The organism is Rikenella sp., from assembly GCF_056799795.1.
In genome coordinates, this window is the sequence record NZ_JBQIQO010000012.1 from 33363 (window position 1) to 55308 (window position 21946).

The following is a 21946-nucleotide window of genomic DNA, read 5'->3' on the forward strand; positions in this document are numbered from 1 at the left end:
CAGAATCACTTATCCGCCTCCTCATCTTCATCCTCTTCCGGCCACTTCTCCAGTACCCGAATCCGGTACCGCATCGGCTGATAAGGCAATACCTCGGGCGTCACGTTCGTACTCCCCGCATCCCCCTGCGCCCAGGTCGAAACCGTCACCACTTCGGCCACCTCGCCTTTCCGCATCCGCTGCACCGCGATATACAACACTTTATTCGTCGAAGCATTCGCCCCCGCGCTCCCCTGCAACAACAACGGATCATACGCCGTCTCATTCAACTCGCCGTTCGACGAAGTGGCCGTAAAGTGCCATTTCGCCGCCACCGTATCCACGTTGGTCGCGGCCAGGAAACCGTCCATAAAGTACTCTTCGTAAAAGACATACACCGAGGAGTCTTTCGTAATGGTATCTCCCGTCGGGTTGTGTTTTTCGATGTGCATGAACATCCCCACGGTATCGTTCCGATAGTCCGTCCCCCAATGCTGACGCGCATACCGTTCGGCCGAATCCCGCTCCCAGACGAACGGCGACATGGTCAGGTCCCGCAGCCGCATCTCGAACATAATGGGCATCATGGCATAAGTAACACCGCTCTCTCCCGCATAGGCACTGTTCATCCCCATGCCGGCAGCATATCCTTTGTTCATCGGGATATAGACCTTCACCGAATCCCCCACGCGCATCGTCTGCAAAGCCTGTCTCAATCCGTCGCACAGTTTGGTCGACGAGGTCGAAAACTCCAGGAAGTCGTCGGCATAATGGGTCATATAGGAGAATTTCCCGACCCGTTTCGAGATCGAATCCGACCGGGTGACGAACACCGTTCCGTCGAGGGTCTTTCCGGTATAATCGAGCGTCAGCCAGCTGTACCCCAACACCGGTACCGCCCCGCCCTCAGGCCCCCGTTCGACGAATTCGACATAGACGTCCTGACAGGGATTGGCATAAGCCGCCGGGGCATACTTGGCCACCCACGCTTCAAAGGTCTCGCGCGCCAGCCCGGCCGTCACATCGGGCGCTTTCTTCGCACAAGACCATCCGCCCGCCAGCCCGACGACCAGAATCGCCGCCATGAGCACCCGCCTGTCGAATCGCAACTTTCTCATTCCGTTCATGTTCATTGCAAAAGCCTCCCGCAAGGGGGAGATATCGGACAAAGATAACGTTTTCCCGTTTCATCCGCAACAGCTTTCCGAGGGGCGATCCTCCGCGAGGCTGCGGATAGTCCCGACCGGCTTTCAATCGCCGCCCCGGGCTACCGCTCCGCACAGTCAGGCGCGCCGACAGAGAGCTGTCGAAACGGATACAGCTATTCTTCATCGTCCCATCGCGACCAGGGGAGATTTCTGTTTTTCGGCACCAGGGAGCTCGACCCGAGCAATCCGAACTATCGTGCCTACGGTTTTCAGTTGCGTTGCCTCTCGGAATAAACGGACACTAAGCGTCTTTTGATGGCAGCCTCGGCCCTAATCCCAAAACAGGCAGCCTCTACCCTAAATTGAAACCCAGACTACCCCGGTTCGCGTGCCGAGCGGCACCCTATTTATTCCGAGAGGCAACGCAACTGAAGACTGAAGGCGCGGCCGTCCGAGTGGCTGGTGTTGAGAGTCTGCGAATTGAAATACAAGTCCAACTTGTAGACTTCGCCTGTTGTAGAAGACCAGCTGAACCCGCGGTGGCCGACGCCGTCAGACTGGCCTCCTCGTCCATAGTAGCCGCAGTCGCGGTAGCCCGGGACGGTTTTCTCTGTTTATTCCGAGAGGCAACGCAACTGAAAACCGTAGCCGCGATAGTACATAAATTCAGGATAAAGCGCTTGGGTACCGAAATCCAAGAATGCACCGTTTGTACCGTTGGTTAAAGAAGACCAACTATATCCATATTTACCCTGATCACCGGGAGTACCCGTATCCCGATGGCGATAGCCCGGGGCGGCCTATTCCAAGCCGCCCGCATTGTGTTTATTCGTACCGCAACGCCTCGACCGGATTCAACCCCGCCGCCCGGCGCGCCGGCAGGTAGCCCGACCCGATCCCCACCACCAGACACAACCCCAGCCCGATCAGCAGCCACCCCCAAGGCACCACGAAAGCCCCGTCCGTCACGAGAGCGATCAGATTGCCGCATCCGATCCCCAGCACCATGCCGCAGACGCCTCCCAACTGGCTGATCAGAATCGACTCGAAGAGAAACTGCTGCCGGATCATCCGCGGTTTGGCCCCCAACGCCATCCGCGTACCGATCTCGCGCGTCCGCTCATTGACCGCCACCAGCATGATGTTCATCAACCCCACCGCCGCGCCCAGCAGCGTGATAATCCCCACGATCGACGCCACCAGCGTGACCGTCGCCAAATCGTTGGCCAACAACTCGATCATCGCATCGCTCCGTTCCACCTCGAAATCCGCCGCTTCGTTCGCTCCCAGCCGCCGGATCGAACGGAACAACCCCTCTGCCTCGCTTATCGCCAAATCCAACAGCCGCGGATCGGCCGGAGTCACCGTAATCGCCGTGCTGGCCCGAATCCAGGAGAAAGTCCGCTGCGCCGTCGTAATCGGAACGATCGTCCGCAACCCCTCATTGTTGTTCATCCCGAAGTTACTGCCCCGGGAGGCCAGCACCCCGATCACCTCGTAGCGGCTGTCCGAAACCGTAATCATTTTTCCGACCGGCCGCTCGCCGTTCGGAAAAAGCTGTTCGGCGATCTTGCTCCCGATGATGATGACCCCATCGCCCCGCTCGACCTCCTGTTTGGAGAAACTGCGCCCCTCGGCCAGCTCCAGACCGGCATTCTGCAACCCGTTTTCATCGAACGCCGCGACCGTCAGGTTCGGGTTGGTCTCGTTCGATCCGTATCGCGCCGTCGCCCCGCCGCCCAGATACATCGACAACGAGACGGTGGCAGGAAGTTCGAAACGGTCGCGGAACTCGCAGGCCTGTTTGTACGGAATGAAATTGTCGTTCCGGGTACGCACGTTGCGGCCCATACTGAACATCTGCCGGTCGCGGATCGAAAAGTTGTTGGTGCCCATCGAAGCGAACGACTCGACCAGGCTCTCCTTGATCGACTCGATGGCCGTGACGATCCCCACCAACGACAGAATCCCGATCGCAATGATGGTGATCGTCAGGATCGAACGGAGCCGGTTGCCGACGATCGAAGCGAACGAAAGACGCAGATTTTCCCGAAAGAATGTACCGAATTGCATAAACTGAGCGACGATAAGTCCGGCTAAATTACTAACTTGCCGCTTAATTTAAAACAAAAACGGTTTATAATCATGACTCTGATCAAATCCATCTCGGGGATTCGCGGCACGATCGGCGGTACGCCGGGCGATGCGCTGACGCCGCTCGATTTAGTGAAATTCACGGCTTCGTACAGCCGGTGGCTGGCCGAACAGACGCCGGAAGCGGCGCAGGCGGGACGCAGACTGCGGGTCGTGGTGGGACGCGACGCACGGCTTTCGGGCGCGATGGTATCCGACATCGTCGAAGGAACGCTGATGGCCTGCGGCGTGGATGTGATTGCGATCGGACTGGCGACGACCCCCACCACCGAGATGGCGGTGACGGGGCACGGGGCGGACGGCGGGATCATCCTCACGGCCAGCCACAACCCGAAGCAGTGGAACGCCCTGAAGCTCCTCAACCGGCAGGGTGAATTCCTCAATGCGGCCGAAGGGGCGCGGGTGTTGGAGATTGCGAAGACGGACGGATATGCGTTCGCCGAAATCGACGGCATCGGGAGCGTCGTCTCCCGGGAGTCGTACGACCGGCAGCATATCGATGCCGTGCTGGCGCTTCCGTTGGTGGACGTGGCGGCGGTGCGGAACGCGAAGTTCAAGGTGGTGGTGGATGCGGTCAATTCGGTGGGAGGCGTCGTGATGCCGGAACTGCTGAAGGCGATGGGGGTCGAAGTGGTGGAGCTGAACTGTACGCCGGACGGTCGGTTCGCGCACAACCCGGAACCGATTCCGGAACACCTGACCGAGATTTCGGCCTGCGTGCCGGCCGTGGGGGCGGATTTGGGGATCGTGGTCGATCCGGACGTAGACCGACTGGCGCTGATCAACGAAGACGGAACGATGTTCGGCGAGGAGTACACCTTGGTGGCGGTGGCGGACTACGTGCTGTCACAGACGCCGGGTAATACAGTGTCAAACCTGAGCTCGTCGCGGGCACTGGCGGACGTAACGGCACGTTACGGCGGTTCGTATGCCGCGGCAGCGGTGGGCGAGGTAAATGTGGTGACGAAGATGCGCGAGACGAATGCCGTCATCGGCGGCGAGGGGAACGGCGGGGTGATCTATCCGGCGTTGCACAGCGGACGGGACGCGCTGGTCGGGGTGGCTTTGCTGCTGACCTATCTGGCGAAGACGGGTAAAAAGCTGTCGGAACTGAAGGCGACCTACCCGGCTTACTACATTTCGAAAAACCGGATCGATCTGGTGCCGGGGACGGACGTGGACGGCATTCTGGCGAAGATGAAGGCGAAGTATGCGTCGGAAAAGGTGAACGACATCGACGGGGTGAAGATCGATTTTCCGACCGAGTGGGTGCACCTGCGCAAATCGAATACGGAGCCCATCATCCGGATCTATGCCGAGAGCCGGGACAAGGCAGCGGCCGAGGCGTTGGCCGAACGGATCATCCGGGACATCAAGGCTTTGCTGTAGCGGGCTGCCATGCAGCACGGCCCTCTGCGCCTGTGTATAAAGAACGAGCGCTTTTCCGACCGGGTCGGAAAAGCGCTCGTCGCATTTTTGCGAGTCGCAAAAATCGCCTTACTTCTTCGATTCTTCGAGCGATACCTGACGGAACTCTTTCATCAGTTTGGTCAGTTCCAGCGTAGCTTTACGCGCACGCGTCCCGGCAGCTTTGTTCCCTTTTTCGCTCTGCAAAGCAGCGTTTTCCTGAAAGTTCGCAATCTCAGCGGCGATCTTTTCGAGCAGTTGTTTCATAATGATGTTTGGTTAAGTTTTCGGGGCCAAAAATAGTAAAATCCCGCGAAATGCAAGCCCTCCCGGCTCTTTTCTGATCGACGGAGAGGCACATTTTTTCGGAAGTGGCTCTAAAATCCGTTCTTAGCCGAAAACAAAACGGGCGGTCGATCCGTCGATCGACCGCCCGTCGGGTACTCCGGGCGGGACTTGAACCCGCACAGCCGCAATGGCCAAAGGATTTTAAGTCCTTCGTGTCTACCATTCCACCACCGGAGCCTCTCGGCGACGCGCAGAAGTGTGCGCCCGCTTACGGCGGCGAAGATAGGGATTCCGGGCCGAATCCGCAAATAAATCTCCCGGCCGGGCGGCACGCCGACGAAATTTGCAACGATAAAATCGTTATCTTTACCCGAAAACCAACCGTTCGAAGATGAAAACGAAACATTATTTGCTTTTGGCCCTCGGGCTCTGGTGCTTGGGCTCGCCGAACGCCCGGGCCGACCGGCGCGAATTCCTGCTGGAAAAAGGGTGGCGATTCACCCGCACCGACGACTCGACCGCCGTCCGCACGGACTACGACGACAGCCGGTGGCAACGCGTCACGGTACCGCACGACTGGGCGATCTACGGGCCGTTCAACCCAAACAACGACCGACAGAACGTCGCCATCGTGCAGGACGGACAGGTCGAGCCCAGCGAACATGCCGGACGAACGGGCGGTCTGCCGTTCGTGGGCGCCGGATGGTACCGGACGAGGTTCGACGTGCCGGAGTTCGACGCGAAACAGGATAAACGTGTCACTTTGCAGTTCGCCGGGGCGATGAGCGGCGCGCAGGTGTGGGTCAATGGCAAAAAGGCGGGGGAGTGGCCGTACGGCTACAACTCGTTCTATTTCGATGTGACGCCGTACCTGAATGCCGACGGGATGAATAATACGGTGGCTGTGCGGCTGGAGAACCTGCCGGAGTCGTCGCGGTGGTATCCGGGAGCGGGCTTGTATCGGAACGTGCATGTGGTAGTGACCGACGAGGCGCATATTCCGGTTTGGGGGACGTATGTCACCACGCCGGAGGTGAACGACCGTTTTGCGAAGGTCAACTTGAAGACGGAGGTGGTGTTGCCGGAGGGGTTCGAGCCGAACCGTTATCGGTTGGCGACCGAGATTCTGGACAGTGCGGGACGTGTGGTGACGGGGGCGACTTCAAAACTCAGCGAGTACGACGGGGGCGTTTTTGTACAGAATTTCGTGATTGATAATCCGGCGTTGTGGGATTTGGAGAATCCGGTACTTTATACGGCGGTGTCGAAGTTGTACGAAGGGAACGACCTGAAGGACGAATACAGCACGCCGTTCGGGATTCGGACGATCGAGGTGCGGCCGGACGACGGGTTCTACCTCAACGGCAGGAAAACGGTTTTCAAGGGGGTCTGCAACCACCACGACCTGGGGCCGCTGGGGGCGGCGGTGAACGAGGCGGCGATCCGGCGACAGGTGCGGATGCTGAAAGACATGGGAGCCAATGCGATCCGCACGTCGCACAACATGCCGGCGCCGGAGCTGGTGCGGGCTTGCGACGAAATGGGGATGATGCTGATGGTCGAGACGTTCGACGAGTGGCGGTCGCCGAAGTGCCAGAACGGCTACAACCGGCTGTTCGACGAGTGGGCGGAAAAAGACTTGGTCAATGTGATCCGGCATTACCGCAACTCACCGAGCGTGGTGATGTGGTGCATCGGCAACGAAGTGCCGGAGCAGGGGATGGAACACGGCGCGAAGATCGCGCACTGGTTGCAGTCGATCGCGCACCGCGAAGACCCGACGCGGCCGGTGACGCAGGGGATGGACAATCCGGGAGCGGTGATCAACAACAACTTCGCGGCGGTGATGGAGGTGCCGGGATTCAACTACCGGCCGTTCATGTATCCGGAGAATTACCGTAAGCTGCCGCAACGGATCATTCTGGGAACGGAGACGGCATCGACGGTCAGTTCGCGCGGGGTCTACAAATTCCCGGTGGTGCGGGCGGCGATGAAGACCTATCCGGATCATCAGGCCTCGTCGTACGATGTGGAACACTGCGGGTGGTCGAACCTGCCGGAGGACGATTTCATCCAGCACGAGGATTTGCCGTATGCTTTCGGGGAGTTCGTCTGGACGGGATTCGACTACCTGGGCGAGCCGACGCCGTACTATACGAATTGGCCGAGCCACAGTTCGCTGTTCGGCATCATCGACCTGGCGGGGATTCCGAAAGACCGCTATTACCTCTATCGCAGCCATTGGAACCCTTCTGCCGAGACGCTGCATATCCTGCCGCATTGGACGTGGCCGGAGGAACGGATCGGAGATACGATTCCGGTCTTCGTCTACACGAATTACCCGTCGGCCGAGCTCTTTATCAATGGGGTGAGCCAGGGGATTCGCACAAAAGATACGACGATCAAGGTGGAGGGTTCTTATACGAAGGAGGCGCAGGCATCGTTCGAACGGCAGAAACGCTATCGGCTGATGTGGATGGATACGAAATATGAGCCGGGGACGGTGCGTGTGGTGGCTTACGACTCGACGGGCCGGGCGGTGGCGACCGAGGAGATACATACGGCGGGGAAACCCCACCATATTGAATTGGCGGCGGATCGCACGGTGCTGGATGCGACGGGCCGGGATCTTTCGTTTATCAACGTGCGGGTGGTGGATCGGGATGGCAACTTGTGTCCGGACGATACGCGCGAGATCAAATTCAAGGTGAAGGGCGCGGGGAGCTACCGGGCGGCGGCGAACGGGAATCCGGCTTCGCTGGAGCTGTTCCACCTGCCGCAGATGAAACTTTTCAGCGGTCAGTTGACGGCGATCGTGCAGAGTGCGGAGGCTCCGGGTAAGATCGTTTTCGAAGCGACGGCACCAGGTGTCAGGGGGGCGACATTGACTTTACAGGTGAGGTAACCGCTTCGCGCTTCGGATATCATCGAAAGAGCGTCAGGATTTTATCTCCTGACGCTCTTTTTTTTCCGCAACAGAACAGCTTCGCCGCCCCGGGCTTCCGCCACGCCAACTCAGGCTCGATGGACAGCGCCGGAGAACACGGAGCAAGCAGGTCTTCATCGATCAGCCAAATTTCAGCCTTCTATTTAGCTTTCCGGCCATATTACTTCAATCCCAGCAACGCGAGCCATCGCGCCTACGGTTTTCAGCTGCGTTGCCTCTCGGAATAAACGGACGCACAGCGTCTTTTGATGGCCGGGTCTACCCTAAAAATAAGGGCAGCCTCTACCCAAAGGACAAGCCGCCCTACCCTGTTTATTCTTTGATCTGCCTCCTGCGGTTCGAAGAACCGCCCGGGCCGGAGCCACCCCAGGCGTAGGCCTGCAACTTCGCAGAGCTCGTTTCCGGCCACGCTGGCTCCGACCCTCAATCCCTAATTCACTACCTCCTTAGCAAAGCGAGCCGGACGCCCGGGAGGAACGGCAACTCTTCTCAGCGCGCAAGCGGCGTGTTGCGGGCCTCCCGGTGGGAGGCGTCCGGCCCGCGCGACTCTGCGAGTCGCAAGAGCAAAGCATCCATTCACCGTCCATGACTGTCAGGTTCGGGCTGCGCGCTCCCCGGGTGGGCCGAAGGCCCAGCGCACAAGCCCGGCGACCCTGCGGGTCGCAAGAGCACGGCAAACAGTTCGCCCTGAGTCTCTCGGGTTCGGCCTGTCGCCCATCCCCCTGAGCGGCAAAGCCGCTGGGCGACGAGGCCGACGGTTCGGAGAACCGCGCTACTCGCTCTCAGTTCAAGTGGTCGAAGCCTGCGGGGCCCACAGCAACATCAGTTGCGGAACTCCGCGGTCGGAGGCTTCGGCCCGCGCAGCTCTGCGAGCAGCAACTGCACCGCCCCATTCTGCGAAGTTCGTCCTCGGCGCGCCCCCCCGGCGCCCGCCTTCGGCGTTCGCTGCGCTCCGAGGACGGCGATTCCTCTGGAATCGCGCTACTCGCTCTCGGCCCAAATTCCAGCCCAAAGTTCGCCCCAGTTCTCCGCCCCGTGTCAGCCTCACTGCGGCTCCGCTACCGCTCCGCCGCGTTTTCGCGCGCCTTGCGCGATTCATCTATATTCGGCTCACGCCGAAATCGCTGAATCGCTTCTTCAGGCGTGGCGCGCGTCTTTGGCTACGGGAGGGTACTGCGCTCGGGCCGCGCGGGCCCCACGTCCCGTGGACGGGAAATGCTTGCGCATTTCAACTGGCAGCCTCTACCCCCATTCTTTGTCCGCGCGCTGGCGGAAATCTTATTCAAAGCGCAAGACACTTTGAATGATTTCCTACTCCAGCAGTCGCGCGCGGTTAGGCTAAGAAGGAATAGTAACGGCCGCCCGCCATGACGCGAACGCGTCAGCCGGGCGGGCCCCGCGTACCCGCGGTGGGCAAATAGCAGCCTCTACCTCAACAACTCGCGGCAGCCTCAACCAATCGTTGTTCGCGATGAGCCAGGGGTGGGAAAATCCTACAGAAAGTCTGCTCACAAAAAATCCGCCTCTTCTGCTACCGGCCCAAAACCGGCAGAGAAAAGGCGGATGCCATGTTGCCCCAATCGAGAAACTACAACTGCGTCTCCGGATCGAGATTCCGACTCTCGATGTCTTTGAAGTATTTATAGGTACCGACCTTCAACTCCGAAGTAGCATCTTCGTCGCACACGATAATCCCGTGCGGATGCTGCTGCAAAGCACTGATCGTCCACATGTGATTGATCCCCTCTTCCACCCCGTGCCGCAGGGCCCGCGCCTTCCCATGCCCGTTCACGAGGATCAACACCTCCCGAGCCGCCATAATCGTCCCCACACCCACCGTGAGCGCCGTTTTCGGCACTTTATTGACGTCGTTATCGAAAAACCGGGAGTTGGCGATAATGGTATCCAGCGTCAAAGTCTTCATCCGCGTCCGCGACGTCAGCGACGAGGCCGGTTCGTTGAAAGCGATATGACCGTCCGGCCCGATCCCGCCCATAAAGAGCTGAATCCCCCCCAGAGACTCGATTTTAGCCTCGTAAGCCGCACATTCCGCCGCCGGATCCGCCGCATTGCCGTTCAGGATATTGACGTTTTCGGGTTTGATATCGACGTGGTTGAAAAAGTTGCTCCACATGAACGTATAGTAGCTCTGCGGATGTTCTTTCGGAATCCCGCAATATTCGTCCATATTGAAAGTCACCACGTTGGCAAACGAGACCTTCCCGGCCTTATGAAGCGCGATCAACTCTTTGTACGTCCCCAGCGGCGTGGAACCGGTAGGCAGCCCCAGGACGAACGGCTTATCAGCCGTAGGAGCGAAAGCGTTGATTTTGTGCGCAATGTAATTGGCCGCCCAACGCGAAAGGTGGGCATAATCGGGTTCGATGATCAGTCGCATATTGTGTAAAGTTTATTCGTTTCTTTCATCGGCAAAGAGCAATGGGTCGCCCGCTGCGAACGAGGTTCGATCTATGAACAAATATAAACGATCTGCCGTTATTTTCCAAGCACTCGGACGCGGAGCGGCAAATCCTGCCTACCGGCCAGCGAAGAGTCGATGTACAGACGCTCCTCGCCCGAACCGCAATCGGGGAAACAGACTCGATATTCACCCGCCGGCGGAAGCAGTTTCGTCGGATCGGAAAGCGTATCCCGCCGAATCAGGTAAGGCGCACCGAGCATCCGGTCGGCCCTCTCGATCTCTCCGGCCTCGATCGCTTCCCGGATCGCGGTCGAACTGATCGCTTCGTACCGCCCCAGGTTGGCTGTATGAATGCCGTCCCGTTCCAACGCTTCGATCGACCCGGAGCGGTCGTGTCCGAAATGGTGTCCTTCGCCGGAGAGGACGATTTCGGCCCGCAACAACCCTCTCAGATAGTCGCGCGTAAAGGTTTCGCTGTCGATCCGACTGAACTCCGGGGTAAAACGGACGACCACGACATGTCCGATTCCGGTCTCGGCCAGCAGGTCGAGTTTTTCGGGCAGCGTGCTCAACAACCGATTCTCTCCCCGCAGCACGAACCGCGGGTGCGGATCGAAGGTCACGACGACCGACGCTCCCTCCTGTCCCAACGTATCGCGGGCCGCCACGTTCAGCCGGTCGATCAGCAACCGATGTCCGCGGTGGACGCCGTCGAACGATCCCACGGCGACGGCCGTGCGCGTGAACGCGGGCAGGTTTTCGAATCCGTAATGCACTTCCATGAGAGGCTCCCTCCTCCGAAATTAATCCTGCACCGCAACGGAGTCCGAAAAGTCTCCTTTGGAAAAATAGGCTACCTTTTCCAACAGGGTAATGATGTCGTAATCTTCGACATAGATATCGTCCGGAAAATTAAGAGGGGTCGAGGTGAAATTGAGCACCCCGCGTATCCCGGCTTCGGTAATGGGCTCGACCATCCCTGCCGCCACGGAGGAGGGCGAAGTGAGGATCACGATCCGAATATCGAGCCTCCGGGCGGTCTCGGCAAAGGTCTCCATATGATAGCACGGCACCCCTGCCACGGTATGTCCCACTTTGCCCGGATCGACGTCGAAAGCGGCGGTGATGCGCAGTTTGGATCGTTTCCCGTTGAAATAGTGGGTCACGGCCTGAGCGAGATTCCCCATCCCGATAACGCCGACGTTCAACCCGGCCGAACTGTCGAGAATGGTACCGATAAAGTCGATGAGCACCTCCACGTCGTAGCCTTTTTTGGTATCGCTGCTGAATCCGATGAGCATCAAGTCGCGCCGCACCTGCACGGCGGTAATGCCGTGCATCGAAGCGAGTTCGTGGGAATAGATATGGGTTTTCCCCTGTTTCAAGCACTCCAGCAACATACGGCGATATTCGCTCAAGCGTTCGACGGTTCTCTCGGGAAGTCTTTTCGCGGCGGTGAGGAGAGCTGTATCGGTATTCATGGGGCTTCTCTGCCTTGGTCGGGTGATGAAGAAATCGAGTGGGGTTAATGATAGGCAAATATACTATTTTTTCCTTAGATTCGGTATCGCCCCGGGCTACCGTGGTGCCAGCTCGGGCTCTGCGGTGAGTGTCGGCAGCAGCGGCTACATCTGGTCGCCTGCCACAAACGATGACAATGGCGTGAATTTGAGTATCCATACCACGGGTCTGAGTCCGAGTTACGCAAACTACCGGGCTTACGGCTTTCAGTTGCGCTGCCTCTCGGAATAAACGGGAAGACGCCCTTGGGGGAAATTTGGGGTAGAGGCGGCCCGGTTCAAGTGCTGAGCGTCCCCGCCCCGGGCCTCCGTGACGCAGGCGACTACGGAAGATTCGGAGAACCGATGTACGTTGGTCGAGGCGGTTACCATTGGTCGTCCACCTCTCATTCGACTGACGGTACGTTTTTGGGCTTTTATACGACCTGGTTCATTCCACAGCACAGAGACAGCCGCGCCTACGGTTTTCAGTTGCGCTGCCTCTCGGAATAAACGGGACTGAACAGTTTTTGCTGGCAGCCTCTACCCTACTTTTGTTTGACCTTGGCGGGGCGGACGCCCGGGAGGTATCGCAATTTTCGACGCGGAGCGGCGTGTTGCGGGCCTACCGGGGGCAGGCGTCCGGCTCTTGCGACCCTTTGGGTCGCAAGAGCACAGCCACACCACCGTCCCGTTCTCGGAAGTTCGTCCTCGGCGCGCCCCCCACGCGCCGCTAAAGCGTCGCCCTCGCCGAGGACGGCGATTCTGCGAATCGCGCTACTCGCTCTCCCTCAAAGCACTGTCCCGTGTGCGCCCCACTGCGCCCCACTGCGGCCCCACTGCGGCTCCACTGTCGCTCCGCCGCTTTTTCGCGCGCCTTGCGCGATTCATCTATATTCGGCTCGCGCCGAAATAGTTGAATCGCTTCTTTAGGCGTGGCGCGCGTCTTACAGACAGGAGGGTACTGCCCTTACGCCGGGCGGGCGGTGCCTCCCGGCACTCGGAATGGGCAGCCTCTACCCCCGTTCTCTGTTCCGCGCGCTGGCGGAAATCTTATTCAAACACGAAACACGCGTTTGAATGATTTCCTTCTCCAGCGGTCGCGCGCGATCAAGCTTTGACCCAGATGAAACTGCCCTGCGCGGGCGGCGTCCGGGTGACCCCGGAGGGACGGGCGAAACTACGTTTCGCTATGACAGCCTCTACCCCAAAAAACGCGCGGAAGCCTCGACTCCACGCAGCCTGCCCGGCCGCACATAAATCCAACAAAATTCAACAAACCCGTTAAGAATCCAACATCCGAAGACCGCTCCGTAGGCAGATACCGCCCAATTCCTTACCTTTGTCCCCGTCATTCGAAAAACAACGACTCTTAGACCGATATGTTTCGCATCCTGAAAAAACGGCTGCTCGCACCCGCCATCTACCTGATGGAAGTCGAAGCGCCGCGCGTGGCCCGGGCCGCACTGCCCGGACAATTCCTGATCGTCATCGTAGACGAAAAAGGCGAACGGATTCCCCTGACCATCTGCGACTACGACGCCGAACGAGGCACCGTAACCATCGTCATTCAGGCCATCGGAGCCTCCACCATGCGGATCGTCACCCTCGAAGAGGGAGACAGCTTCGCCGACTTCGTCGGGCCGCTCGGACACCCGTCCGAATTCATCCACTATAGCCCCGAGAAACTCGCCGCCACGAAATTCCTCTTCGTCGCAGGCGGATTGGGCGCCGCACCGGTCTATCCGCAAGTCAAATGGCTCGCCGAACGGGGCATTCAGGCCGACGTCATTATCGGCGCCAAAAACGAAAGCCTCATCCTGCTCGAAGAGGAGTTCCGCACCCTGACCCCGAACGTGCACATCGCCACCGACGACGGATCGAAAGGATACAAAGGGCTCGTGACCAACCTTCTGAAAGAGCTCGTCGTGAACGACGGGAAACATTTCGATTGCGTGGTAGCCATCGGGCCGATGATTATGATGAAATTCGTCGCCCTGACCACCAAAGAGCTCCACATACCGACCATCGTGAGCCTCAACACCCTGATGGTGGACGGCACCGGGATGTGCGGCGCCTGCCGGGTGACCGTCGGCGGGAAGACCCGCTTCGCCTGCGTCGAAGGGCCGGAATTCGACGCCCATCAGGTCGATTTCGACGAAGCGATGCGGCGACAGGGCATGTACCGCACGATCGAAGAGCGGAAAAAGGCGATCGAAGCCGAACGCGCAGCGGGACACAAGTGTAATATCGGGTTGTAACGATTTGAAAATTAACGAACATGGCGAACAAGATACCCAGAGTTCCCGTACGGGAGCAAGACCCGAAAGTGCGGGCGACCAATTTCGAAGAGGTCTGCTACGGCTACGACCTCGACGAGGCGACGTTGGAGGCGAGCCGGTGCCTCGGCTGTAAAAAACCGCGATGCGTCGAGGCGTGCCCGGTATCGGTCGGAATACCGGACTTCATCCGCTGCATCGTCAACGGAGATATCTCCGCAGCGGCGCGGGTTATTGCGCAGGATTCCTTGCTGCCGTCAGTCTGCGGACGGGTCTGCCCGCAGGAGAGTCAGTGCGAAGGGTCGTGTATTCTGGGCGTAAAGGGAGAGCCGGTGGCGATCGGCAAGCTGGAACGCTTCGTGGGAGACTGGGGGCGGGAGCACCGCCTGACACTGGCCGAAGCGGCACCGGCCAACGGACACCGGGTGGCCGTCGTGGGCTCGGGGCCGGCGGGTCTGGCCTGCGCGGCGGACTTGGCCAAATTAGGATATGAGGTGACGATTTTCGAAGTGCTGCACCGGCCGGGCGGGGTGCTGGAATACGGGATTCCAGAGTTCCGGCTGCCGAAAAAAGGCGTTGTGGAGCCGGAGATCGAAAATGTCCGCCGGCTGGGAGTGAAGATCGAGACGGACGTGGTGGTGGGACGAACGGTGACAGTGGATCAGCTGATGGACGAAGAGGGGTTCGAAGCGGTCTTTATCGGCTCGGGAGCAGGGCTGCCGCGGTTCATGGGCATTCCGGGCGAAAACCTCAACGGAGTGGTCTCGGCCAATGAATTTCTGACCCGCACGAACCTGATGCACGCCTATGACGAGCAGTACGACACGCCGATCTATACAGGCGACCGGGTGGTTGTCGTCGGGGGTGGGAATGTGGCGATGGACGCCGTGCGGACGGCGAAACGGCTGGGAGCAGAGGCCTTTATCGTCTACCGGCGGTCGGAAGCCGAGCTGCCTGCCCGGCGCGAAGAGGTGCACCACGCCAAGGAGGAGGGGATCGAGTTCCGGATGCTGACCAACCCGGTGGAGATCGTCGGCGACGAACAGGGCTGGGTGACGGGCATCCGGTGCGTGCGGATGGAGCTGGGCGAGCCGGACGAATCGGGACGGCGGTCGCCGGTGGCGGTCGAAGGGTCGGAGTTCGACATCCCTTGCAACGTGGTGATTATGGCCCTCGGGACTTCGCCCAATCCGCTGATTGCGGCGACTACGCCGGGGCTGGAGGTGACGCGCCGCGGGTGCATCGAGGCGAGCGATCTGGGGGCGACGAGCCGGGAGGGAGTTTTTGCCGGAGGCGATGCGGTGACGGGTGCGGCGACGGTGATTCTGGCCATGGGGGCCGGGCGGCAGGCGGCACGGGCAATCGACGAGTATATTCGGAACAAGGCGTAACGCACACTGTGATTAAAACCGGAGCGGGCGATTCTTTGTAAAAGAATCGCCCGCTTTCATTGCTTTACAACTCGATCTCGTACCCCTTCCCGTCGCGCTCGACATAGGCCCGCCCGTCGTGTTTCGACCGCGCGTAGTCGAACTGCGGTTCCACCCTCCACCGTCCCCGACGATCGATAAAGCCGTACAATCCGTTCATCATCACACAAGCCGCCCCTTCGGAAAACCGCTGCGCAAAATCGTAACGCGCCGGAATCGCCATCCGTCCGTCCGACCCGACATAACCGTATTTCGAACCTTTCCGCACCACTCCCCGTCCCTCCGAAAACGACCACGCATCGTCGAACCGCGGCCGCGAAAGCAGCCGAAACTCCCCGTCCGCATAACTCCAACGCCCGCCGATGCTGACCGGCACGATGCCTTCGGAAAAGTCGCCGCAATCGTCGTACTCCGGCTCCCGCAACCAGCTGCCGTCGGGCCCGATAAAGCCCCACCGCTCCTCCAGACACACCGCGGCCGCTCCCTCCGAGAACTCCCGCGCCCGGTCATAACGACACTCCGCCACCAACGTCCCGTCGCCGGTCGCAAAACCGTACTTCCCTCCCCTGCGCACCAGCCGAATCCCCTCGCGTCCCGCTTCGCCGCAGTAATCATACGCAGCCACCGGCGCAGCCTCTCCGGCCAATAGCTCGGCCAACCTCTCGATGCGTGCTTCACCCCGCTTCAGGGCCACCAACAAGGGGTCGGCAGCCCACTCGGTATGCCGAAGAAAATCGTCGACCGGACAACGGCCCGCCACCAACGCTGCCGGTTCGAACAACATGCCGGTCGAAGGACGGAACCGGTCGTACAGCTCGGGCCAACGGGCCAAAACCCGCAATGTCAGGCTAATCAGAGCGATCGCAAAGTCGTCTATCCGCTCGTCGAACACGCTGCCGCCGCGATCCGGCAGCCTAAACCCTTCGGTTCCGTTCTCCCGTGCCCGCTCGCCGGCCATCTCGGGCAGATAGAGACCGTCGTAATCGATCAGGGTCAATTCGCCGTCGGGACGGACGATCAGGTTGTCGGGTTTCAGGTCGCCGTGGGCGAAGGGTTGTGACAAGAGCCACAAGGCCAGCCGGTCGAAAGCCTCGGACAACCGTTTCAACTCTTCCGTATCGGCTGCGGCAACGGCTGCGGCCATCCGTTTCGTCAGGGTCTCTCCGTCGGCCCACTCCATCAGCAGGGCGGGAAAACGGGCTGCCCGATCGTCGTCGTCGAAAACGATCATCTCGTCGTCCAACCACTCGACCGAAACGAGATGCCGCTCGCCTGCTCCGCCTCCAAGCCGGGCCTGGTTCAGGGCCCGCACAATACGCCGATAGGCGTCTGCCCGACCGGGCTGGTGGCGCGTAAAGCATTTCAAGGCGTGGGGCCGCCGGTCTACTTCGACACGGAAAACTGCGCCGTAGGCTCCGGCCGAGAATTCGACGGGATGGGATACAGAAAGTCCCGACAGGCTGCGAAACAGCCCATCGGGATTCGAAAGGGTCTCGACGTATCGTCCGATCGTCGGATATTGCATCATCGATTTTTGTATTCTATCTCTTTGTGCCGGACGGAACCGTACCTTTCTTGAAAGAAAGGTACCCAAAGAACTTTTGCAGAGGTCGTCCCCATGGGACGACCACGGGTTATCTCCGCCTTGTTCGTTGGGCTGTGATTTTCCTGGTGGGCGCGCTTAAAGGTAGTTCGCCACATAATAGCGCGCCCGCCGAAAATCCAGCCCAACCCAATCGGGCAGACACGGCCAGAGCATCCCGCAGGGATGCGCTCTGAAGTTTGGCTTCGCCTTCCTCCTCGCCGCTCGGCAATTTGCAAACTATGTTTGCATTGCCCTCACTGGCAGCGTCGGTTTTCTGGTTCTCGCTAACTTCGCTGCGCTTGTTTTCCTCCTCGCCCCTTACCATAGTCCGTAAACGGCCTCTGGATTCGCTGGCAGCGTCGGTTGTTCACAAAGAGAACAGTTCTATACAGGACAATGAATAAAGAATGCAAGATCATCGACATGCGATCAGCAACGGCCCGGATAGACCTTCAAAGCCCGTTCCAGCACCTCCATAGCCCCCCTCAACTCGTCGATATTCAGGACATACGCCAACCGCACCTGCCTACGCCCCGCCGCCGGGTCGGAATAGAAGCCCGATGCCGGAGCCACCATCACCGTCCGCCCCTCCAGCTCGAAATCCTCCAACAGCCACTGCGCGAACCGATCCGCATCGTCCACCGGCAGCTCCGCAATCGCGTAGAACGCCCCCCGAGGCATCGGACAACGCACCCCCTCCATCCGATTCAGCGCCCCGACCATGAAATTCCGCCGCGCCTCGTACTCGTCATGCACCGTGGTAAAGTAGCTCTTCGGCGCCCTCAACGCCGCCTCGGCCGCCACCTGGCCCACATACGGCGCGCACAGCCGCGCCTGGCCCATCCGCAACGCCGCGTCGATCACCGCCGGATTTCGACTCGCCAACGCCCCGATCCGCGCACCGCACATGCTGAACCGCTTCGAGATCGAGTCCATCATAATCACATGCTCGTCCAGCCCCTCCAAAGCCAGCACCGAATGATGCCGCGCTCCGTTGTAACAGAAATCGCTGTAGACTTCGTCCGCCAACAGGAACAGGTCGTGCCGCAAGACGATCTCCCGCAACTGCAAAATCTCCTCCTCGCTATAGAGGTACCCCGTCGGATTGTTCGGATTGCAGATCAATATCCCGCGCGTTTTCGGCGTGATCCGTTTTTCGAACTCCTCGATCGGCGGCAGAGCGAAATCATCCTCGATAAAGGAGCGCACCGGCACGATCTCCACCCCCGCCTCCATGGCGAAACCGTTGTAATTGGCATAGTACGGTTCCGGCACGATGATCTGATCCCCGCGGTTGCACGTCGCCATCATCGCCATCAGAATCGCCTCCGACCCTCCCGTGGTGACGATGATCTGCTCCCCCGTGAGCGGCAAACCGCGCTCCGTATAGAACCGCGCCAAGGCCTCCCGATAGCTGCCGATTCCGGCCGAATGGGTATAGGCGATCGTCCGGACATCGATCTCCCGAATCGCCGCCAACGCCTCGTCCGGTGTCGGGATGTCCGGCTGACCGATGTTCAGGTGATAGACATGCACCCCGCGCCGTTTGGCCTGCTCGGCATACGGGACGAGTTTTCGGATGGGAGAGGCCGGCACGTGGAGGCCGGTCTGCGAAATTTTCGGCATAACGCGATGCTTTGACGAGTGATTCTTTCTGGTAAACAAAGGTAATATTTTTCGGGGCTCACCCGAAAAAAATCGGAGTCGGTTTCGCCGATCGTCCGAAACGAAATTCCCGCCGAAAAACGTTATCTTTGGGGTTGTTCCGAACCGGAACGATTCGAAACGCTATGGAAAACAACAGATCGAAACATAAGCCACGTGTGGTGGTGGGGCTGTCGGGAGGGGTCGATTCGAGCGTCGCGGCGTGGGTGCTCAAGGAGCAGGGCTACGAGGTCGTGGGGATGTTCATGCGCAACTGGCACGACACCACCGGCACGCTGGCCGGCGACTGTCCGTGGTACGACGACCGCGTTTTCGCCGAACTGGTGGCCAAGAAACTCGACATCGAATTCCACTTCATCGACCTCAGCGAGCAGTATCGCCAACGAGTGGTGGACTATATGTTCGCCGAGTACGGACGGGGGCGGACGCCGAACCCGGACGTGCTGTGCAACCGCGAGATCAAATTCGACGCCTTTCTGAAGGCGGCTCTGGAGCTGGGGGCCGATTATGTAGCCACGGGGCACTACTGCAAGACGGACACGATGGTCAGTCCGACGGACGGGAAGACGTATCACCGCCTGATTGCGGGCGACGACCACAACAAAGACCAGAGTTATTTCCTCTGCCAGCTCAATCAGGAGCAGCTCGCGAAGGCACTGTTTCCCATCGGAGACTTAGAAAAGCCCGAAGTGCGGCGCATTGCGGCGGAGCAGGGGCTGGCCACGGCGGAACGCAAAGATTCTCAGGGGATTTGTTTTGTCGGGAAGGTCGACCTGCCGGTCTTTCTGCAACAGAAATTAGCGGCACGGCCGGGCGGGGCTATCGTCGAAATTCCGGCGGATTGGGCGGGATACGTGGAGGCGGGACACGACCCGTATGCCCCGTATGCCTATCACGAAAACGACGGAACCCAAGTGGGCGAGCACAACGGGGCCCATTTCTACACGATCGGGCAACGCAAGGGGTTGAAGGTGGGGGGGAAACCGGAACCGCTTTTTGTCATCGCGACGGATGTGGACGCCAATATCGTCTACGTCGGCATGGGCGAGAGGCATCCGGGACTCTACCGGAGGGGGCTGCGGATTCGTCCGGAGGAGATGCACTGGGTGCGGCCGGACTTGGCGCCGACGGCCGGAGATACCGCGCCGCGCGAGTACCTGATGCGGATTCGTTACCGGCAGCCGCTGCAACGGGCGACTCTTCGGGTCGATGACGACGGGTGGGGGATCGTCGACTTCGCCGAACCGCAACGGGGGGTAACGGCGGGGCAGTTCGCGGCGTGGTATGCACCGGACGGAGAGCTGGTGGGTTCGGGGGTGATCGACGCTTGACAGGGCCCGGGCGGACTCGTAAAACGCCCCGGGCTACCGCAATGCACACTCGGGCCTTACGGGCGGCGTCGGCAACCAGGGCTACAGTTGGACTACTGCCACAAGCGGGATCAACAGCATGCTTTTGGAGTTTCGGGTGCAGTTCCTCATGCCGGACTACGCAGTCAGTCACGGCTATGGTTTTCAGTTGCGTTGCCTCTCGGAATAAACGGGCTGCGGGCGCAAAAACATATGAGATAAACACATGAAAAACAAAATGATCCTGAAACGTATACTTACCTGTTTCGGCCTGCTTCTCCTCGGCACGGGGATCGGCAGAACCGAAGAGACAAAAACGGCACGAATCGTTTTCGACCATTACACCTACGATTTCGGAGAGATTCGAGAGACGGACGGTGATGTCAGCCATACGTTCCGGTTCACGAACGAAGGAGATTTACCGCTGGTTATCAACAGTGTCGGCGTGTCGTGCGGTTGTACCACCCCGCAATTCGACAAGGCTCCGCTGCTGCCGGGACGGACGGCGGAGATGAAAATCACGTTCGACCCGACGAATCGGCCGGGACGCTTCGAAAAGGTGATCCATATCCTCTGCAACGACCCGCGCCGCACCGTGCGGCTGACGATCACCGGGAATGTCATCCCCAAACCGAGGACGTTGCAGGACGACTACCCGTACTATCTGGGCGAAGGATTGCGGATCGCCGACCGGAACCTGACTTTGGGCATGCTGCCTCACGGGAAGACGGTCGTCCGAAGCGTCGGAATCGCCAACGCGGGTAAAAAAACGATCCGAATCGAAACGACCGGTCGTTCGTTGCCGGCATACGTGACGGTGCGGCCCAAGAAATCGCAACTCGCACCGGGAGAACGAAGCGAAATCGAGTTGACGTTCCGCGCTCCGGAAGAGGTCTGGGGGAGGCAACAGGGAAGTTTCGAGCTGTCGGCAGATCACCGACCGCTGCTCGACCCGGTCGAATGGACGGTCATTTTCACGGAGGACTTCGGGGCGCTCTCGCGGACTACGCTCCAGATCGCTCCGCAGGCGGAGTACTCTTCTTCGTTCTACCACTTCAGCGACCAGCCGCAGGGAAAGACGCTGACACGCGAGTTCCAGATCACCAACACGGGTCGTAAAGACCTTATTATTCGACACATCGGAACAACCGACAATCGACTTCGCGTGACGGCGGACAAGACGGTCATTGCGCGAGACGATACGGCCACGCTGACCGTCAAATGGGACACGACTGACAAACAGGGAAGGATTTCGGCTGGAATCACGATCGTCACGAACGATCCGGGGCGTCCGGCACAGGAGATTCGCCTACAGGCCCGTATGGTGGAATAGCCTGCCGATCGACTGATTTTGCGACTGTTTTTACAGGAAATTCGAGGAGTCATGGACGCCCCGCCCCGGGCTTCCGCAAAGGAAGCGGAGACGGAACAATGGATCAAATCGGCCTCTACGGATTCAGCTGGTCTTCCGGTTCTTTCCTATGGGAGGGAATCTACGAACGCAGTTTGGCTATGCGCTTTCAGTTTCAGGCTGCCGAAACGACTCATGAAGATTACCGCGCTCACGGTTTTCAGTTGCGTTGCCTCTCGGAATAAACGGGAAGGAGAACCCCACCCCGGGCTACCGCAGCAACGGTTCCTCGGGCGTGCTGTACTTCGTCGGCTACTACGGGTTCAGCTGGTCTTACGCCATGAGCGGCATCAACGGCCTGGACTTGAATTTAAGTTCGCAGAGCCTCAACCCCAGCTACTCGGACTACCGCGCCCTCGGTTTCCAGTTGCGTTGCCTCTCGG

At 59.6% G+C, this 21946-nt stretch carries 18 protein-coding genes and 1 tRNA gene; 10 read left to right on the top strand and 9 right to left on the bottom strand.

Going from position 1 to position 21946, the window contains the following annotated elements; translation table 11 throughout:
• Nucleotides 1–5: 5 nt before the first annotated feature.
• Both ACTO3O_RS04625 and ACTO3O_RS04630 read right to left on the bottom strand, forming a co-directional pair.
• A complete protein-coding gene (locus ACTO3O_RS04625) occupies nucleotides 6–1097 on the bottom strand; it encodes an FKBP-type peptidyl-prolyl cis-trans isomerase (RefSeq protein ID WP_297830819.1) in 1092 nt (363 codons plus the stop codon).
• An 855-nt stretch (nucleotides 1098–1952) separates the two neighbouring features.
• Nucleotides 1953–3200: an ABC transporter permease gene (locus tag ACTO3O_RS04630; RefSeq protein WP_297830820.1), complete on the bottom strand. Its 1248-nt coding sequence runs from the start codon at nucleotides 3198–3200 to the stop codon at nucleotides 1953–1955.
• 72 nt (nucleotides 3201–3272) lie between these two features.
• Here ACTO3O_RS04630 and glmM point away from each other — a divergent pair, with 72 nt between their 5' ends.
• Complete coding sequence (gene glmM, locus ACTO3O_RS04635) at nucleotides 3273–4670, top strand: phosphoglucosamine mutase (RefSeq protein WP_297830822.1); 1398 nt, start codon at nucleotides 3273–3275, stop codon at nucleotides 4668–4670.
• Between the two features lie 108 nt (nucleotides 4671–4778).
• On the opposite strand, the gene ACTO3O_RS04640 is transcribed toward glmM, so the two are convergent.
• Both ACTO3O_RS04640 and ACTO3O_RS04645 read right to left on the bottom strand, forming a co-directional pair.
• The gene (locus ACTO3O_RS04640; protein ID WP_294592137.1) at nucleotides 4779–4955 is read right to left on the bottom strand and encodes a histone H1; all 177 of its coding nucleotides are present in this window, start codon (nucleotides 4953–4955) and stop codon (nucleotides 4779–4781) included.
• Between the two features lie 174 nt (nucleotides 4956–5129).
• Nucleotides 5130–5213: transfer RNA gene (locus tag ACTO3O_RS04645), tRNA-Leu, on the bottom strand.
• Between the two features lie 154 nt (nucleotides 5214–5367).
• Between ACTO3O_RS04645 and ACTO3O_RS04650 the strand changes: the two genes are divergently transcribed.
• Both ACTO3O_RS04650 and ACTO3O_RS04655 read left to right on the top strand, forming a co-directional pair.
• Complete coding sequence (locus tag ACTO3O_RS04650; RefSeq protein WP_297830824.1) at nucleotides 5368–7881, top strand: glycoside hydrolase family 2 TIM barrel-domain containing protein; 2514 nt, start codon at nucleotides 5368–5370, stop codon at nucleotides 7879–7881.
• Nucleotides 7882–8000: 119 nt separating this feature from the next.
• Entirely contained in the window at nucleotides 8001–8150 is a 150-nt protein-coding gene (locus ACTO3O_RS04655) for a hypothetical protein (RefSeq protein WP_297830825.1), read from the top strand.
• A 1361-nt stretch (nucleotides 8151–9511) separates the two neighbouring features.
• On the opposite strand, the gene nagB is transcribed toward ACTO3O_RS04655, so the two are convergent.
• The 3 genes from nagB to ACTO3O_RS04670 all read right to left on the bottom strand — a co-directional run bounded on the left by nagB (nucleotide 9512) and on the right by ACTO3O_RS04670 (nucleotide 11826).
• Entirely contained in the window at nucleotides 9512–10321 is an 810-nt protein-coding gene (nagB, locus tag ACTO3O_RS04660) for a glucosamine-6-phosphate deaminase (protein ID WP_297832147.1), read from the bottom strand.
• A gap of 98 nt (nucleotides 10322–10419) precedes the next feature.
• Complete coding sequence (locus ACTO3O_RS04665; RefSeq protein WP_297832149.1) at nucleotides 10420–11127, bottom strand: FAD synthetase family protein; 708 nt, start codon at nucleotides 11125–11127, stop codon at nucleotides 10420–10422.
• A gap of 21 nt (nucleotides 11128–11148) precedes the next feature.
• A complete protein-coding gene (locus ACTO3O_RS04670) occupies nucleotides 11149–11826 on the bottom strand; it encodes a redox-sensing transcriptional repressor Rex (RefSeq protein WP_297832152.1) in 678 nt (225 codons plus the stop codon).
• A gap of 384 nt (nucleotides 11827–12210) precedes the next feature.
• Between ACTO3O_RS04670 and ACTO3O_RS04675 the strand changes: the two genes are divergently transcribed.
• The 3 genes from ACTO3O_RS04675 (at nucleotide 12211) to gltA (ending at nucleotide 15514) form a co-directional block, all read left to right on the top strand.
• On the top strand, nucleotides 12211–12357 hold the full coding sequence (locus ACTO3O_RS04675; RefSeq protein ID WP_297627254.1) for a hypothetical protein: 147 nt from the start codon (nucleotides 12211–12213) through the stop codon (nucleotides 12355–12357).
• Nucleotides 12358–13226: 869 nt separating this feature from the next.
• Nucleotides 13227–14105, top strand: a complete 879-nt coding sequence (locus tag ACTO3O_RS04680; protein WP_294593447.1) for a sulfide/dihydroorotate dehydrogenase-like FAD/NAD-binding protein — start codon at nucleotides 13227–13229, stop codon at nucleotides 14103–14105.
• Nucleotides 14106–14125: 20 nt separating this feature from the next.
• Complete coding sequence (gltA, locus tag ACTO3O_RS04685) at nucleotides 14126–15514, top strand: NADPH-dependent glutamate synthase (RefSeq protein ID WP_297832156.1); 1389 nt, start codon at nucleotides 14126–14128, stop codon at nucleotides 15512–15514.
• Nucleotides 15515–15578: 64 nt separating this feature from the next.
• On the opposite strand, the gene ACTO3O_RS04690 is transcribed toward gltA, so the two are convergent.
• Together ACTO3O_RS04690 and ACTO3O_RS04695 are read right to left on the bottom strand one after the other, a co-directional pair.
• Nucleotides 15579–17081, bottom strand: a complete 1503-nt coding sequence (locus ACTO3O_RS04690; RefSeq protein ID WP_297832159.1) for a WG repeat-containing protein — start codon at nucleotides 17079–17081, stop codon at nucleotides 15579–15581.
• A gap of 486 nt (nucleotides 17082–17567) precedes the next feature.
• A complete protein-coding gene (locus tag ACTO3O_RS04695; RefSeq protein ID WP_297627241.1) occupies nucleotides 17568–18764 on the bottom strand; it encodes a pyridoxal phosphate-dependent aminotransferase in 1197 nt (398 codons plus the stop codon).
• Nucleotides 18765–18928: 164 nt separating this feature from the next.
• Between ACTO3O_RS04695 and mnmA the strand changes: the two genes are divergently transcribed.
• From mnmA to ACTO3O_RS04715, 4 genes are all read left to right on the top strand, one after another.
• A complete protein-coding gene (gene mnmA / locus ACTO3O_RS04700; protein WP_297832622.1) occupies nucleotides 18929–20134 on the top strand; it encodes a tRNA 2-thiouridine(34) synthase MnmA in 1206 nt (401 codons plus the stop codon).
• 244 nt (nucleotides 20135–20378) lie between these two features.
• Nucleotides 20379–21485: a DUF1573 domain-containing protein gene (locus ACTO3O_RS04705; RefSeq protein WP_297627235.1), complete on the top strand. Its 1107-nt coding sequence runs from the start codon at nucleotides 20379–20381 to the stop codon at nucleotides 21483–21485.
• Nucleotides 21486–21583: 98 nt separating this feature from the next.
• The gene (locus tag ACTO3O_RS04710) at nucleotides 21584–21748 is read left to right on the top strand and encodes a hypothetical protein (protein ID WP_297832619.1); all 165 of its coding nucleotides are present in this window, start codon (nucleotides 21584–21586) and stop codon (nucleotides 21746–21748) included.
• Nucleotides 21733–21946 (top strand): hypothetical protein (locus tag ACTO3O_RS04715; protein ID WP_482596515.1); only part of this gene is annotated, 214 nt, incomplete at its 3' end. The genes ACTO3O_RS04710 and ACTO3O_RS04715, both read left to right, overlap by 16 nt.